The sequence below is a fragment of the Brevundimonas sp. KH_060 genome (assembly GCF_057838275.1).
In genome coordinates this window covers 2079407-2094332 of sequence record NZ_CM174463.1, presented here as the reverse complement: position 1 = coordinate 2094332, position 14926 = coordinate 2079407, and the positions used below count along the sequence as shown (strand labels likewise).

Sequence of the window (14926 nt, the reverse complement as noted above, 5' to 3'; positions counted from 1 at the left end):
GCGGATTACACCGAAGGACGGCTCATGGCGCTAAGCCGACCTGATCGCGATGGCGGACAGGTCGTTGGCCGCATCAATGGGCGTGCCTGACGCCTTCCGCTCGGAATAGCGGTCCACCAACTGGCCGGCGTGGGCGCGGGTCAGGACGGTGAAGCGCACCAGCTCCTCCATCACGTCGACGATGCGGTCATAGTAGCTGGACGGCTTCATGCGGCCATTGTCGTCGAATTCCATGAAGGCCTTGGCCACGCTGGACTGGTTGGGGATGGTGATCATCCGCATCCAGCGGCCCAGCAGGCGCAGGGTGTTGACGGCGTTGAAACTCTGCGAGCCGCCGGACACCTGCATGACCGCCAGGGTGCGACCCTGGGTCGGGCGCATGCCGCCCATGTTCAGCGGCAGGTGATCGATCTGAAGCTTCATGATCCCCGAAATCTGGCCGTGGCGCTCAGGGCTGCTCCAGACCATGCCTTCAGACCACAGGGCGTGTTCGCGCAGTTCGTGCACGGCGGGGTGGTCGTCATAGTCGACCTGATCGGTCAGGGGCAGATCGGACGGATCGAAGATGCGCGTCTCGCAACCCATGAAGCGCAGAAGGCGCGCGGCCTCCTCGACGCACAGGCGGGAAAAGGACCGATCCCGCAGCGACCCGTAGAGAAGCAGGATACGCGGTGGATGGTCGTTCGGGCCGAGGCCGAGCGCGGGCTGGCTGGACAGGTAGGCCGGGTCGAGCGCGGGCAGGTGGCCCGGATCGGGCAGGTCGCGAAGACGGGTCATTGGGGACGCAACTCCTTGAACATGAAAGCCGCCGAGGCCGGGCACAGGGCGCTGAACTGCCTGGAGGCGGCCATGGCGGTCGGCGCGGCTGATCGAGGCAAGGCGGTGTAGCCGTGCCGCTGGAAGAAGGCGGTCGCCGAGGTCGTGAGCAGATAGAGGCCGGACGCATTCTGCTCGGCCGCCTCGGTTTCCAGCCAGGACAGGGTTGCAGAGCCGTGGCCTTCGCCGCGACGGGCGTCGACGACGACCATGGAGCGGATCAGGACGTCGGGGCCGATCTGCTCCAGCCCGCCGTAGCCGATCAGCCCGCCGTCATCCTCGAAGCGGTAGAAGCGTCGACCGGGCTCATGGAGGTCATCCGTCGGCAGGCCGGCGGCCTCCAGCGAAGCGATCAGGTCGGGCGTGGGCTCGGACAAGGCCTCGACGTTGAAGGTCATCAGCAGACGTCCTTCTTCGGGGCGGTCGCGGGGAAGTAGCGGCGGCCCAGCCACAGGGCGACCGAGACCAGCAGGATCAACACTGGCACCTCGACCAGCGGACCGATGACGGCGGCGAAGGCGACCGGCGAGGCCAGTCCGAAGGCGGCGATGGCGACGGCGATCGCCAGTTCGAAATTGTTGGAGGCGGCGGTGAAGGCCAGGGCCGTGGTGCGCGGATAGTCCGCCTCGATCAGCCGCCCCATCAGAAAGCTGACCACGAACATGACGAAGAAGTAGATCGTCAGCGGGATGGCGATGCGCAGGGCGTCCAGCGGCAGGGCGACGACCTCGCCGCCCTTGAGGCTGAACATGGCGATGATGGTGAACAGCAGGGCGATCAGGGTGATCGGGGCGATGCGCGGCAGGAAACGCGTCTCGTACCAGTCGCTTCCCTTTCTCGAGACCAGGGTGCGCCGGGTCAGGAAGCCGCCGAGGAAGGGCAGGCCCAGATAGACCAGGACGGCGCCGGCGATGGTCCAGACGCTGACGTCCACCACGCTGCTCTCCAGCCCGAACAGGGGTGGCAGCACGGTCAGGAACAGCCAGGCGTAGAGGCTGAAGAAGGCGATCTGGAAGATCGAGTTGAAGGCGACCAGGCCCGCCACATACTGGTTGTCGCCGCGCGCCAACTGGTTCCATACCAGCACCATGGCGATACAGCGGGCCAGGCCGATCAGGATGACGCCGGTCATGTATTCCGGCTGATCACGCAGGAAGATCACCGCGAGGGCGAACATCAGCACCGGCCCCAGCACCCAGTTCTGGAACAGGGACAGGGCAAGCACGCGCCTGTCGGCGAAGACGCGCGGCAGTTCCTCGTACTTCACCCGCGCCAGCGGCGGATACATCATCAGGATCAGGCCGATGGCGATGGGGATGTTGGTCGTTCCGACCGACAGGCTGTCGATCCAGGCGGGCAGGCCCGGCACGACCGTGCCCAGCAGCACGCCCAGCGCCATGGCCGCGAAAATCCACAGCGTCAGCCAGCGGTCCAGGAAAGAGAGGCGGCGTTTCGACTGATCGGCGATGGCGGCATCAACCATCAGCGGACCCTCCGGCCCTCGGCGTCGATGACGATTTCGCCGTCCTCCTTGGTGAAGGGCTTGAGCCCATCGGACGGCAGAAGGTCGAGAACCGCCTCGGACGGCCGGCACAGCTTCACGCCCAGCGGGGACACGACGATGGGACGGTTCAGTAGGACCGGATGCGCCTCGATGGCGTCCAGCAGTTGATCGTCGCTCAGGGCGGGATCTCCCAGCCCGAGTTCGGCGAAGGGCGTGCCCTTTTCGCGCAGAAGGCTGCGCAGCGGGACGCCCATGCGCTCGACCAGCTTCAGGATCATGGCGCGGTTGGGCGGTGTCTTCAGATATTCGACGACGTGCGGCTCGATCCCGACGTGGCGGATCAGGGCCAGGGCGTTGCGCGACGTCCCGCAGGCGGGGTTGTGATAGATGACGACGTCCATGATGACCCTCAGGCGCGGCAGGGCGAGAGTTCGGCCAGCAGGGGCTCGCACAGTTCGGCGCGGCCCTGGCAGCAGTCCTTCAGCAGGAACAGGACCAGCCCCCGGAGGCGATCGAGGTTCGCCCGGTAGATGATCGACCGGCTGCGACGCTCCGAACTGATCAGACCGGCGCGGGACAGGACGCCGAGGTGCGCCGACATGGTGTTGGCCGGCACGGCCAGGGCGTCCGCGATCTCGCCGGCCGGCAGGCCGTCGGGTTCGTGTCGGACCAGCAGGCGGAAGGTCTCAAGGCGCGTCGGCTGCGCCAGGGCGGCCAGAGCAAGGATGGCGGATTCTGATTCCATAGTTCCAAGATAATAGAATTGTTAGCGCACGCAAGTCGGGCTCTGGCCTGCCGATCCAGACAAGACTGCCCGTGATCCGCATGGGATCCGCTGTGGGGAGCGCACTTCACTCCGGGCGTGCGCCGTCTCAGCCTGGTCGGGCTCCGCCGTCCAGGACCGAGTCGCGGGCTCCCGAAAAATATTCGCGCTTCGATCCAATTAGTTCGAGGTGAGGGGGCTCGTGAATGCGTATTGGCCAGTACGGGAGCGAGTAAGAAATATTGCATCGCCGCCGGCTAGCAGGCGATCAGTAGGAGCCGCGACCCGAGGTGACCGCGGGCAGGGTCGCCACGATGATCTTGAGATCGGTCCGAAGCGACTTGTTTCGCGCATAGAGGACATCGCAGGCCACCCGCCGACGATAGCTCATGTCGTTGCGCCCGCTGACCTGCCACAGGCCCGTGATGCCGGGCCGCACCGCGCAATAGTGTTGGAAGTAGCCGCCGTACCGTTCGATCTCGCCCGCCACGATGGGGCGCGGACCGACGATGCTCATGTCGCCCTGCAGCACGTTCAGCAGTTGCGGCAGTTCGTCGAGGCTGGATTTGCGCAGGAACTTGCCCAGTCGGGTGACGCGCGGGTCGCGATGCAGCTTGTGGTCCCGCTCCCAGGATTCCCGGGCGTTGGGATTGGACTTCAGCAGGTCCTCCAGCGCCGCATCGGCATTGCAGATCATGGATCGGAACTTCAGGCAGCCGAAGATCCGACCATCCTTGCCGACCCGCGCGTGTCGAAAAATCGGCGCGCCGCCGTCGCTCAGATAGATCAGCGCCGCGACCACCAGAAGCAGGGGGGCGATCAGCCAGAGGGCCGCCAGGGAGAGGAGGATGTCGAGGGCGCGCACCCGCTGCCCGTCACTGATCAAGGGGAGGCGGAGATGCGCGATCTTCGCCGAAGGGAGGTGTCCGGCAACGCCCGGCGCCGTTGAGACGCTCAAGTCCATCATGGCCACCCTTGCCGGCGACGTTAATAGCTCGTTAACGCTGTTCGGCGGGCAAAGGTTCGCAGCCTTCCGAGGCTGTGGGGCGTGGGGTTTGGTGTGGCTTTCCCAGTCACGCGACGACCGGCGACGGTCGCTTCATTTCGACTTTGGGATGTCGAACGACTTGCTGGGCGATCTGCCCGATGAGGCGCGTGAAGCCGCTGGTGGTCGGGCCGGGGCAGGGGAAGGAAGACGCGCTCTGGTCCTTCAATCGATCCGCTCACGCGCTCGACGGAGGGACGCCAAATCGGGAGGAGGAACCTCGGATAGACCCGCGGCGTTGCGGAGAACCCTCTTTCGCCCTCCGGATCGAGGCGACGGCCCGGTTTCCCGTCTATCGCCCTCCTGCGGGCTGACCGGGCCGTTTCCAGTTCGCCGCGTGGCGATATGGGCTGCGGCTCGTCAGCCGGGCCGCCTGCAGACCTGTCACAGGTATTTCGTGATCTCTCGGAATTCCGCCATCGCCTGTCGCGCTTCGACAGGATCGCCGTCAGCGGCATGCGCCAGGCAGTGATCGATGTGGTCGTGGATCAGGGTCTTCTTTGCGGCCGCAACCGCCTTTTCAATAGCGTGAAGCTGCTGGGCGAGATCAAGGCAGGCGCGCTTGTCCTCCATCATCTGGATGACAGTCCGAATGTGACCTTCCGCCCGCTTGAGGCGCTTGATGACGTCGGGGTGCGACGCATGAGAGATGTGTGCCATGGGTTTGACCTATCCCCCCGGTAGGGATATGTCAAATGATGAAGGACCGCAGGAGGCGTGTGAAGCCGCCGCCTTGGAAAGACCCATGATGTTCTCGCCGCTCAAGCACGCCGCCTATCGTCACCTGTTCATCGCCCAGGTCGCGGCCCTGCTGGGGACCGGCATGGCGACCGTGGCTCTGGGCCTCTTGGCCCATGATCTGGCGGGCGCCGGAGCGGGCGAAGTCCTGGGGATCGCCCTGGCGATCAAGATGATCGCCTATGTCGGCGTGGCGCCCTTCGCCAGCGCCCTGGCCTCCAGGCTGCCGCGCAAGACCCTGCTGGTTTCACTGGACGTGGTGCGCGCCGCCGTGGCGGCCTCCTTGCCCTTCGTCAACGAAGCCTGGCAGGTCTATGGCCTGATGACGGTGCTCTATGTCGCCTCCGCCGCCTTCACGCCGGCCTTCCAGGCCATGATCCCTGACCTGCTGGAGGATGAGGGCGAGTACACCAAGGCCCTGTCGCTTTCCCGACTGGCCGCCGATCTGGAGAGCGTCGCCAGCCCGGTGCTGGCGGCCGTGCTGCTGTCCGTCATCAGCTATCACAACCTGTTCGTCGGCACGGCGCTCGGCTTCATCCTCTCCGCCGGGTTCGTGGTGACGGCGGTTCTGCCTCGGCTCTCGACGGCCCAGACCCTGCCTTTCCTGCGCCGTCTCACCGGCGGCGTGAAGCTGTTCGTCCTGACGCCCCGACTGCGCGGACTGCTGGCGGTCAGTCTGGCGACGGCGGCGGGGGGCGCCATGGTCTTCGTCAATACCGTCGTCCTGGTGCAGTCGAACTTCGGCCTGTCGCAGCAGGCGACGGCTTGGGCCTTGGCGGCGTTCGGCGGCGGGTCGATGACGGCGGCCGTATTCCTGCCGAAGGTGCTGGAGCGCGTGACGGATCGCAGCGCCATGGTGTCAGGCGCCCTGCTGATGACGGCGGTGCTGATCGCCGGCGCGCTGTTCGCCCGAAGCTACCCGGTGCTGATTGCACTCTGGATCGTCATGGGGTTCGGCTATTCCCTGACCATTACGCCGGCGGGCCGCGCCCTGCGGCGGTCATCGACGGCCGGTGAACGGCCTGCGCTGTTCGCCGCCCAGTTCGCCCTGTCGCACGCCTGCTGGCTGATCGCCTATCCCGTTGCGGGCCTGGTGTCGGCCGAGGCGGATCCTCAGGCGGCCTTCATCGTGCTGGCGGCGCTGAGCGGTCTCGGCGCGATCCTGGCGCTCGTCATCTGGCCTGCGCATGATCCGCTGAATCTGCTGCATGATCACGCCGATCTGGAGCCGGATCATGAACACCTTGATGAAGGGATGCGCCGCGACGCCGCGGCCACCGCCCACGCCCACCCGGTCGTGATCGACGACCATCACCGGAGGTGGCCGCCTTCCGCACGCTGAGGCGAAAGGCGGCGCGACGAGCCTCAGTCTATGAACTCGACCTTCTCATAATCGCCCGAGGTGGTCAGGGTGATCGTGACGGCTTCATCCGTGCGATTGCGCCAGAACCAACCGTGCTTGCCGTCGAAAGCGGCGGTCAGCACGCCGCTTAGGCGCTGCTCCGTACCCTTGCCGTAGCCATGGTAGGATATGCCGGCGCCGTCGCCGTGCGTGTCATAGTTCACGGCCCCGCCGTCGGACGCCCAGGTGAAGTTGGCCCGTGCGCCGCTCTTCATGACCAGCTTCACCTCCGCGCCTTCGTCCGGCTCGAGCGTGATCGAGGTGCGGTCGGATTTTGCGGCGGGTTGGGCTGCGGGGGATGACGCCGAGGGCGTCGTTGAAGCGGCGTTGGGGGACGCCGCCGACGGAGTCTGCGGCACAGGGGCCGCTTCGGCCGGCGGGGCGGTCGGGGATGCGGCTGCGGGAGACGAGGCCTGAGAAACAGCCGCGGCCGCGTCGGCTGCGGCGTCGGCCGCCGCTTCCTCGGCGAGTTGGCGCTTGATCCGGCCCATTTCGGTCAGGCCGAACACCGAACCGATGCGGGTGGGATCGACGCCGTATTCGGCGGGAAGGACGACGGTGACCAGCAGGACGGAGGCGACGACGGCGGCGATGCCGGTGGACTTCAGCAGTTGGGCCGTGGAGGGCAGGTCGGCTTTGGCGGGACGGTTTGCGTTGTACATGAGGGTGTCTCCGATCACATGACGAAGAAGCCGACGAGCTGATAGCCCGTCAGAATGAAGCCGAGCGTCATCAGCACGACGTTGGTGAGGTAGGCGTGCTTCCAGAAGCCGTCCGTGCGGCGCCAGAAACCCATCAGGATGAGGATGCCGCCCAGGGCGAGCAGTTGTCCGATCTCGACGCCGATGTTGAAAGCGACGAGGTTCCACAGCAGGCCGTCGGGCGAGAGCTGGAAGTCCTGCAGCTTGGTGGCCAGGCCGAAGCCGTGGAACAGGCCGAAAATCATCGTGGCCGCCTTGGTGGAGGGCTGGAAGCCGAACCACCTCTGATAGGCGCCCATATTGTCCAGGGCCTTGTAGACGACCGACAGGCCGATGATGGCGTCGACCAGATAGCTGGAGACATTGATGTTCATCAGCACCCCGAGCAGCAGGGTCGACGAGTGGCCGATGGCGAACAGCGTCACATAGATGCCGATGTCCTTCATCCGGTAGAGGAAGAAGATCACGCCGAACAGGAACAGCAGGTGGTCGTAGCCGGTGACCATGTGCTTGGCCCCCAGATAGACGAAGGGCCAGAACAGGAAGCCGGAGGTCTCCTGGATGTAGCCCTTGTCACCCTCGGCGACGCCGTGGGCGAGGACCTGGCTGAGCAGGCCTTCAAGGAAGAGAAGGCCGACCACCAGGACCGCCAGGGTCCAGGGTGATCGAAGCCACGACAGTCGGTCGCGGCAGGGTGCGGAAGTCATGTGCATCCTTGCGATTGAAGGGGAGAAGCGACGGTCGCCATCATCGGCGGCCGTCGACGAAGAGGGAGGGGCGCTGATGACCGGCCGCCCCTGGCGGGGCGGCCGGTCGCCTCAGAGCGTGCGACGACGGCGGAAGGGCAGGTGGTCCAGCCAGGCGGGCCTGGGCCGGTCGCTCGGGGCGTCACGCCCGTGCACCAGGCTGTAGAGGGCCGGGAGCACGAGCAGGGTCAGGATCGTCGAGGAGACGATCCCGCCGATGACCACGGTGGCCAGCGGACGCTGGACCTCCGCGCCGGTGCCGACGTTGACCGCCATCGGCACGAAGCCGAGGCTGGCGACCAGGGCCGTCATGAGCACCGGGCGCAGTCGCGTCAGCGCCCCTTCTCGAATGGCCTGTCCGACGGGCTTGCCCTCTTCGATCAGACCTCGAATGAAGCTGACCATCACCACCCCGTTCAGCACGGCCACGCCCGACAGGGCGATGAAGCCGACGCCGGCCGAGATCGACAGGGGCAGGCCCCGCAGCGCCAGCGCCGCCACCCCGCCGGTCAGCGCCAGGGGCACGCCGGAGAAGACGATGGCGCTGTCCCGCCAGGAGCGGAACAGGGCGAACAGCAGACCGAAGATCAGCAGCAGGACCGCCGGCACGACCAGCTGCAACCGCTTGGCGGCCGAGATCAGTTGTTCGAACGTGCCGCCGTAGGAGACCCAGTAGCCCGCGGGCAGATCGACCTCCTGGTCCACCCGCTCACGGACCTCGCCGACGAAGGAGCCGAGGTCGCGATTGCGGACGTTGGCGGTGACGACGATCCGGCGCTTGCCGTCTTCGCGACTGATCTGGTTCGGGCCGGTCTCCAGCGCGATCACGGCGATCTCGCTGAGCGGCACGAAGCCGCGCGGCTGACCATTGGCGCCAGGCAGCGGCACCTGGATGCGGCCGATGGCGTCGGTGTTGCGGCGCAGGTCTTCGGGCAGGCGGACGACGATGTCGAAACGTCGGTCGCCTTCGAAGATCTGCCCCGCCGTGGCCCCGCCCATGGAGGTGGAGATCACCGACTGGACGTCATCGATGCTCAGGCCCAGGCGCGCGATGGCGTCCCGGTTGGGCGTGATCTGCAGCATGGGCAGGCCGGTGACCTGCTCGGACTGAGGGTCGGCGGCGCCGCGAACGGAGCCGACGATCTCCTCGATCTGGGAACCGAGCGCCACAAGCTGGTCCAGGTCGTCCCCGTGGACCTTGACGGCCACGTCGGAGCGAACCCCGGACAGCAGTTCGTTGAACCGCATCTGGATAGGCTGGGTGAACTCGTACTTGCTGCCGGGCACCTCGTTCACCGCCTCTTCCATCTCGCGAACGAGCTGGAGTTTCGGTTTGCGGGGATCGGGCCATGCCTTGCGGTCCTTCAGCAGGATGAAGGTGTCCGAGACCGAGGGCGGCATCGGGTCGGTGGCGACCTCCGCCGTGCCGATCTTGGCGACGACCCGTTCGACCTCCGGGAACTTGGCCAGACGGGCTTCGAGAACGGTCTGCATCTCGATGGCCTGGCTAAGGCTGGTGCCCGGAATACGCAGGGCGTGCATGGCGATGTCGCCCTCATCCAGGTTCGGCACGAACTCCGAACCCATGCGCGAAGCGACCAGGGCCGCGCCCGCGACCAGGGCGATGGCGATCGCCACCATCGCCACGCGCGTCCTCAGGGCGAAGTCGAGCGCCGGCTGGTAGCTGGTGCGCGCCCAGCGCATCAGGAAGCTGTCCTTCTCCTGAACCTTGCCCGTGACGAACATCGCCACAGCCGCCGGCACGAAGGTCAGCGACAGGATCAGGGCGCCGGTCAGGGCGATCACCACGGTGATGGCCATGGGGTGGAAGGTTTTGCCCTCCACGCCGTCCAGGGCGAAGATCGGGACATAGACCAGGGTGATGATCAGGACGCCGAACAGCGACGGCCGGATCACTTCGCTGGAGGCTTGCCCCGCCAGGGAGAAGCGCTCCTCGCGGGTCAGCAGACGGCCCTGTTGATGCTGGGCCTCGGCGAAACGACGCAGGCAGTTTTCGACGATGATGACCGCGCCGTCGACGATCAGGCCGAAGTCCAGCGCGCCCAGGCTCATCAGATTGCCCGAGACGCCCGTGCGCACCATGCCGGTGATGGTCATCAGCATGGTGATGGGGATGACCGCCGCCGTGATCAGGGCCGCTCGGAAATTCCCCAGCAGCAGGAACAGAACCACGACCACGAGCAGGGCGCCCTCGATCAGGTTCTTCTCGACCGTCTTGATGGCGCGCTCGACCAGGTCGGTGCGGTCATAGACGGGTGAAGCGATCACCCCGTCCGGCAGGGCTCTCGCCGCTTCCTGAAGACGGGCCGACGCGGCTTTTGCGACGACGCGGCTGTTCTCGCCGGCCAGCATCAGGACGGTCGCCAGCACCGTCTCCTTGCCGTTCTCGGTTGCGGCGCCGGTGCGAAGTTCTTCGCCCAGGCCGACCTCGGCCACCTCCGCGATACGGACGGGAACGCCGCCGCGCGTGGTGATGACGATGTTGGACAGGTCCTGCGCCGTGGCGGCCTGACCCGGCACGCGGATCAGCCACTGCTCGCCGTAGCGTTCGACATAGCCGGCGCCGACATTGGCGTTGTTGCGCTCCAGCGCCGACACGACCTCGTCCATCGTCACGCTATAGGCGGCGAGACGCTCGGGGCGGGGCGTGACGTGATACTGACGCTCGAAGCCGCCGATGGTGTTGACCTCGGTGACGCCGGGCGTGTTGCGCATCTGCGGGCGGATCACCCAGTCCTGCAGGGTGCGAAGGTCTTCAGGCGTGTAGGGCGTGCCGTCCGCCTTGCGGGCGCCTGGCCTGGCCTCGATCGTGTACATGAAGATTTCGCCCAGGCCCGTGGCGATCGGCCCCAGTTCCGGCGACAGCCCGGCCGGCATCTGGTCGCGCGCGGTCTGCAGCCGCTCGTTGACCAGTTGGCGCGCCCGGTAGATGTCGGTTCCGTCCTCGAACACGACCGTGACCTGGCTCAGGCCGTAGCGCGAGACCGAGCGGGTGTAGGACAGACCCGGCACGCCGGCCACGGCCGTTTCGACCGGGAAGGTGACGCGCTGCTCGGCTTCGAGCGGCGAATAGCCCGGCGCTTCCGTATTGATCTGGATCTGGATGTTGGTGATGTCGGGCGTGGCGTCGATCGGCAGCTTCTGGAAGCTCCAGACGCCGATGACGGCTGACACCAGGACCAGGGCCAGCACGACCCAGCGATGCCGGATCGACAGGCTGATGATGCGTTCAAGCATGATGCCCCATCCCCCTAGTGGTCATGGCTCGCGCCGGACTTCTCGATGTCCGCGCGAATGAGGAAGGCGCCGTCGACGACGTAGGTCGTGCCCGGCGCGATGCCGCCCAGGACCTCGGTCCATTCTTCGGTGCGGCGGCCCAGGTCGAGCATACGCACCTCATAGGTGTCGCCGACCTTGGCGTAGACCACGGTGAAGTCGCGGAACGGCTGGAGCGCCTTGGTGCGCACCGCCAGCGGAACCTCGCCTTCGCCGACCTGGACCATGCCCGACACGCCCAGGCCGGGCCGCCAGACGCCGCCCTGGTAGGGCAGTTCGACATGGGCGACGAGGGTCTGGCTGAGGACGTCGTCCGACGGCAGGATCGCCTTGATGACCCCGCTGGCCGTGTGCTCGCCGGCGAGGCTCTTCAGTTCAACCCGCTGGCCGACACGAACCCGTTCGGCGTCGCGCGGATAGAGGAAGAACTCCGCGTGCAGGCGGGTCGGATCGCCGATCACCAGCATGGGGGCGCCATTGCCGGTGATCGAGCCTGGGTTGACGGTCTTGGCGGTGATCACGCCGGAGATCGGGGCCGTGACCGAATAGGTCTGAAGGCTCTCGCTGGATTCCACGCGCGCGACGACCTGGCCGCGCGAGACGCGTTGCCCCAGTTGGACGCTCATGGACATGACGCGGCCCGGATAGCGGGCGTGCACCTCGGCCTGGCCTTCGGGCGTGATCTCGACCCGACCGCTCAGCGGCAGGGTCTCGCCCAGGACGGCGGGACCGACCTGCTGGGTCGTGACGCCGCCCGCACGCGCGGCCTCGGCGCCGATGACGGTCCGGCCCTCATAGGACTGATAGGACCAGGCTGAACGCTTGGCGGCCTGCGTGGCGGTGACCGAGACGTCGAAGGAGTGGGGCTCGGACACCACGCCCGGACTGGCCAGATAGTCGTTCTCCGGCGTGAAGGTGAAGCGATCCACCTTCGGACCGAGGCGGGTCAGGGCGATGCCGGCCTGGACCAGTTTCGGGTCGAGCGGCTTGTCCTTCAGATAGGGGTAGAGTCGGAACAGCGGCTCCGGTCCTTCTTCGAAGATGGTGACCTCGATGGCGAAATCACCGTCGCGAAGCAGACGGCCGTTGTGCGGTCCGCGCTCGTAGTCGGCGGCGGCGGCCGCTTCGCCCTCGGGCTTGGCGGCCTGATCACCGCCGCTGCAGGCGGCCAGCGACAGGGCCACGGCGGTCAGGACGCCGCCCAGCGCGGTCGCTGAAGTGCGGGACATCTTCATGGTTGGGTCTCCAGGCCGAGCAGGTCGGCGTGCGCGCCGGTCAGGCGGTCCAGCCGCGCGCGGTCGTTGTGGAAGGTCTGCAGCACCGTGACGCGGCGGGCCCTGGTCTGCAGCAGGGCCGTGTGAGCGCTCATCACGTCGTTGTAGGTAAAGCCCCCGCGCGCGAAGCCGTCCCGGACGAGGGTCACGGCGCGCTCCGCCTGCGGCAGGGTTTCCTCGGCGATGCGCCGGGCTTCGTTCGCCCGCGCCAGCAGTTGGACCTGCAGGCGGGCGATCTCGCGTTCGCGTTCCTGTCGCAGTGCGTTCTGGTCGGCTTGAGCGGCTGCCCCTTCGGCGCGGGCGCGGTCGATGGCGCCCTGGTTCCGATCATAACGCTGCAGCGGGATTGATCCGCCGAAGACGAGGGCGACCTCGTTGTCCCAGATGTGCCGGACGCCGACGCTGACCGTGGGATCAGGCACGGCGCGGGCTTCCTCCAGCCGAACCTGGGCGTCGGAGATGGCCTGACGGGCGCGAAACGCCTCCAGGTCCGTCGATGCGACCTCGCCGGCGGCGACGCGCGCGGCGCTGGTGTCCTCGAAGTCGGAACGCATCAGAGTAAAGTCGGCGCCTCCGTCCCAGAACTTGACCAGGACGATGCGCGCCACGCGAAGCGCAATCTCGGCCTGATCGAAATCGATCTGGGCCTGGGCGAGTTCGGCTTCGGCGCGGGCTCCGGCGAACAGCGGGTCTCGGGCCGCGTTGACCCGACGTTGCACCTCGGTCTGGAAGCGCTCGGCCAGCGAAAGCCGTTCGCGGGCGATCTCCAGCAGGGCGTCAGCCGCCATGACGTCGGCCCAGGCGCGCTGCACCGCCTCCAGGCGGTCCAGTTGCGCAATCCGGGCGTGAGCGACAACGAGCAGGCCCTCGCTTTGCGCCAGGCCGGTGCGAGCCGGACGGTCGCCGCCGCGTTCGAGCCTTTGCTCGTAGGTCAGGGTGGTTTCGGTCCGCCCCAGGATGTCGCCGCCGCCGAGCGTCGGCAGGTTCTCGACCATCAGGCCCAGGGTGGGGTTGGGCCGAAGGTCGGCCTGACGAACGCCGGCTTCGACCGCACGAAGGCGCGCGTCGAGGCCTGGCCGCGCCGGATCGGCTTCGGCGGCCCGCCGAAGCGCAGTCTCAAGAGCGAGGACTTGCCCGGAGCCCGCCGTCTCGACTGACGGCGGGGATTGGACAAGCGCAATGGCAGGCGGCGACGAAGCCGCCGTCAGGACGAGCGTGAGGGCGGACATGGCCGCGCCTCGCCCTCGCCATCCGGCAGGACCGGACATGGAAGGTTTCAAGGGATATCTCCAACAGGACGCGCACGGCCGCGAGGCCGCGCAGGATCAGCTTTTCAGGCGATCAGGCGTTCTGTCTGGGAGGCTGGTGAGGGGCGTCGAGGAGCGCCCCCGGAGGCAGGGCGTCCGGCGCGGGACCGAGATCAAGCGCGGTTATCATCCCCGATGCGATCGGATGGACGGGCGCGGCCAGGGCGACATGAATGTCGCCGCCGTTGTGGTGGTGATGGCTGAAAGGCGTCTTTCCGCCTTCATCGGCGACGTCGACAGCGACGGCGGCGTCGGAAGGCGCATCGTCGGCGGCGTCATGGCTGTGGCCGTGGTCAGGGGCATGATCGTGAGCCAGGTCGGACGCGTCCTCGAAGGTGACGCCGGGGAACTGAAGACCGTGCTCGATGCGGTGCTGGCTGTTGACCACGCCATGCATCTGCACCGCGACCATGACGGTCACGCCCAGGCAGACGCAAAGGAGGCGGAGCAAGCGTGGCAAATCGAAATTCCCCGATCGAATTTCGTTAGGGGAAAATGGTTTCCCTTGCAACGTCGCGATGGTCGCAGCGCCGGGAGGCGGCGACGCGGCCGTGACCCGGTCGGCCGGCGAAAGGGATACGAGCCTCAGCGCCGGGACTCTCCGAGCGAGCGCTCCCCGGCGACACGGATCCCGCCAAGTGGACGTCGTGACAGCGGAGACGCGCGAGAGGATAGGGCGATCGCCTGCTGCGGGGGCGCAGATGATCGCCCGTGGTTTTCGGAGGGACACATGCGCCGCACGCCTTTGCGGGGCGCCGTTCCGGCCGCGCTCGGCCTGTCAGGACTGACGGCGACCTTCCTGGAAGTCTTCACACCCCGCAATTCGGCGCCATTGTCGCCGATTTGTTGCGACGGGCTTGAGGCCGCCCTGGACGGCGGCAGATTGATCCTAGTGTCTGTCGTTCAAACAGCCGCCGTGGTCGCCCAGCGCCTCGATCACCCGGCATTCCGCCGTGGAGCCATGGGGGCATTGCGCCATGCGGGCGACCTCGGCCCTCAGGGCGGTGAGACGCGCGATCTTGTGGTCGATATCGGCGAGATGGGCCTGGGCGATGCTGTCGGCTGTCTCGCAAGGACCATTGGGGTCCCCCGCCAGGGCCAGAAGCTCCCGGATCGGTTCGATCTCGAACCCGAGCTCGCGGGCATGACGAATGAACCGCAGGCGCTGCAGGTCTCCGTCGTCATAGAGCCGCCGGTTCCCCTCGGAGCGGGGCGGCGAGGGCAGGAGCCGGATCTGCTCGTAGTAGCGGATCGTCGGCGCCTTGATCCCGCAGGCCTTCGACGCTTCGCCGATCGTCACGCCCCGGTTCATCTTAGCGCTTGCTCCTCTAGT

The 14926-nt window shown here is 67.1% G+C and carries 15 protein-coding genes; 1 reads left to right on the top strand and 14 read right to left on the bottom strand.

All coding sequences use genetic code 11. From position 1 onward, the window contains the following. Window positions 1-30: 30 nt before the first annotated feature. The 7 genes from arsH to AC3IPP_RS10270 all read right to left on the bottom strand — a co-directional run bounded on the left by arsH (window position 31) and on the right by AC3IPP_RS10270 (window position 4704). Complete coding sequence (gene arsH / locus AC3IPP_RS10300) at window positions 31-777, bottom strand: arsenical resistance protein ArsH (RefSeq protein ID WP_489148926.1); 747 nt, start codon at window positions 775-777, stop codon at window positions 31-33. Then, complete coding sequence (gene arsN2, locus AC3IPP_RS10295; RefSeq protein ID WP_489148925.1) at window positions 774-1214, bottom strand: arsenic resistance N-acetyltransferase ArsN2; 441 nt, start codon at window positions 1212-1214, stop codon at window positions 774-776. Before arsN2 ends, arsH begins: the two co-directional genes overlap by 4 nt. Beyond that, window positions 1214-2299, bottom strand: a complete 1086-nt coding sequence (arsB, locus tag AC3IPP_RS10290) for an ACR3 family arsenite efflux transporter (RefSeq protein WP_489148924.1) — start codon at window positions 2297-2299, stop codon at window positions 1214-1216. Before arsB ends, arsN2 begins: the two co-directional genes overlap by 1 nt. Continuing rightward, window positions 2299-2721 (bottom strand): arsenate reductase (glutaredoxin), encoded by a 423-nt coding sequence (gene arsC / locus AC3IPP_RS10285; RefSeq protein ID WP_489148923.1) that lies wholly within the window; start codon window positions 2719-2721, stop codon window positions 2299-2301. The genes arsB and arsC overlap by 1 nt, the downstream gene beginning before the upstream one ends. An 8-nt stretch (window positions 2722-2729) precedes the next feature. Next, window positions 2730-3065 (bottom strand): ArsR/SmtB family transcription factor, encoded by a 336-nt coding sequence (locus AC3IPP_RS10280; protein ID WP_489148922.1) that lies wholly within the window; start codon window positions 3063-3065, stop codon window positions 2730-2732. Between the two features lie 286 nt (window positions 3066-3351). Then, window positions 3352-4050 carry a sugar transferase gene (locus tag AC3IPP_RS10275; RefSeq protein WP_489177396.1) on the bottom strand — a complete coding sequence of 233 codons (699 nt, stop codon included), beginning with the start codon at window positions 4048-4050 and terminating at the stop codon, window positions 3352-3354. A gap of 462 nt (window positions 4051-4512) precedes the next feature. Then, window positions 4513-4704, bottom strand: coding sequence for a metal-sensing transcriptional repressor (locus tag AC3IPP_RS10270; protein WP_489177395.1), 192 nt, complete (start codon window positions 4702-4704; stop codon window positions 4513-4515). Window positions 4705-4873: 169 nt separating this feature from the next. Between AC3IPP_RS10270 and AC3IPP_RS10265 the strand changes: the two genes are divergently transcribed. Next, entirely contained in the window at window positions 4874-6208 is a 1335-nt protein-coding gene (locus AC3IPP_RS10265; RefSeq protein ID WP_489148920.1) for an MFS transporter, read from the top strand. Between the two features lie 23 nt (window positions 6209-6231). Here the strand turns inward: AC3IPP_RS10265 and AC3IPP_RS10260 are convergent, their stop codons facing one another. The 7 genes from AC3IPP_RS10260 to AC3IPP_RS10230 all read right to left on the bottom strand — a co-directional run bounded on the left by AC3IPP_RS10260 (window position 6232) and on the right by AC3IPP_RS10230 (window position 14905). Next, window positions 6232-6930, bottom strand: a complete 699-nt coding sequence (locus tag AC3IPP_RS10260; protein WP_489148919.1) for a transmembrane anchor protein — start codon at window positions 6928-6930, stop codon at window positions 6232-6234. A gap of 14 nt (window positions 6931-6944) precedes the next feature. Then, entirely contained in the window at window positions 6945-7676 is a 732-nt protein-coding gene (locus AC3IPP_RS10255) for a HupE/UreJ family protein (RefSeq protein WP_489148918.1), read from the bottom strand. 111 nt (window positions 7677-7787) lie between these two features. Beyond that, window positions 7788-10973, bottom strand: a complete 3186-nt coding sequence (locus AC3IPP_RS10250; RefSeq protein WP_489148917.1) for an efflux RND transporter permease subunit — start codon at window positions 10971-10973, stop codon at window positions 7788-7790. Between the two features lie 14 nt (window positions 10974-10987). After that, the gene (locus AC3IPP_RS10245; protein ID WP_489151058.1) at window positions 10988-12241 is read right to left on the bottom strand and encodes an efflux RND transporter periplasmic adaptor subunit; all 1254 of its coding nucleotides are present in this window, start codon (window positions 12239-12241) and stop codon (window positions 10988-10990) included. A gap of 2 nt (window positions 12242-12243) precedes the next feature. Then, window positions 12244-13515 carry a TolC family protein gene (locus tag AC3IPP_RS10240; protein ID WP_489148916.1) on the bottom strand — a complete coding sequence of 424 codons (1272 nt, stop codon included), beginning with the start codon at window positions 13513-13515 and terminating at the stop codon, window positions 12244-12246. A 112-nt stretch (window positions 13516-13627) separates the two neighbouring features. Beyond that, complete coding sequence (locus tag AC3IPP_RS10235; RefSeq protein ID WP_489148915.1) at window positions 13628-14044, bottom strand: hypothetical protein; 417 nt, start codon at window positions 14042-14044, stop codon at window positions 13628-13630. 438 nt (window positions 14045-14482) lie between these two features. After that, a complete protein-coding gene (locus AC3IPP_RS10230) occupies window positions 14483-14905 on the bottom strand; it encodes a MerR family transcriptional regulator (RefSeq protein WP_489148914.1) in 423 nt (140 codons plus the stop codon). Window positions 14906-14926: the final 21 nt, after the last annotated feature.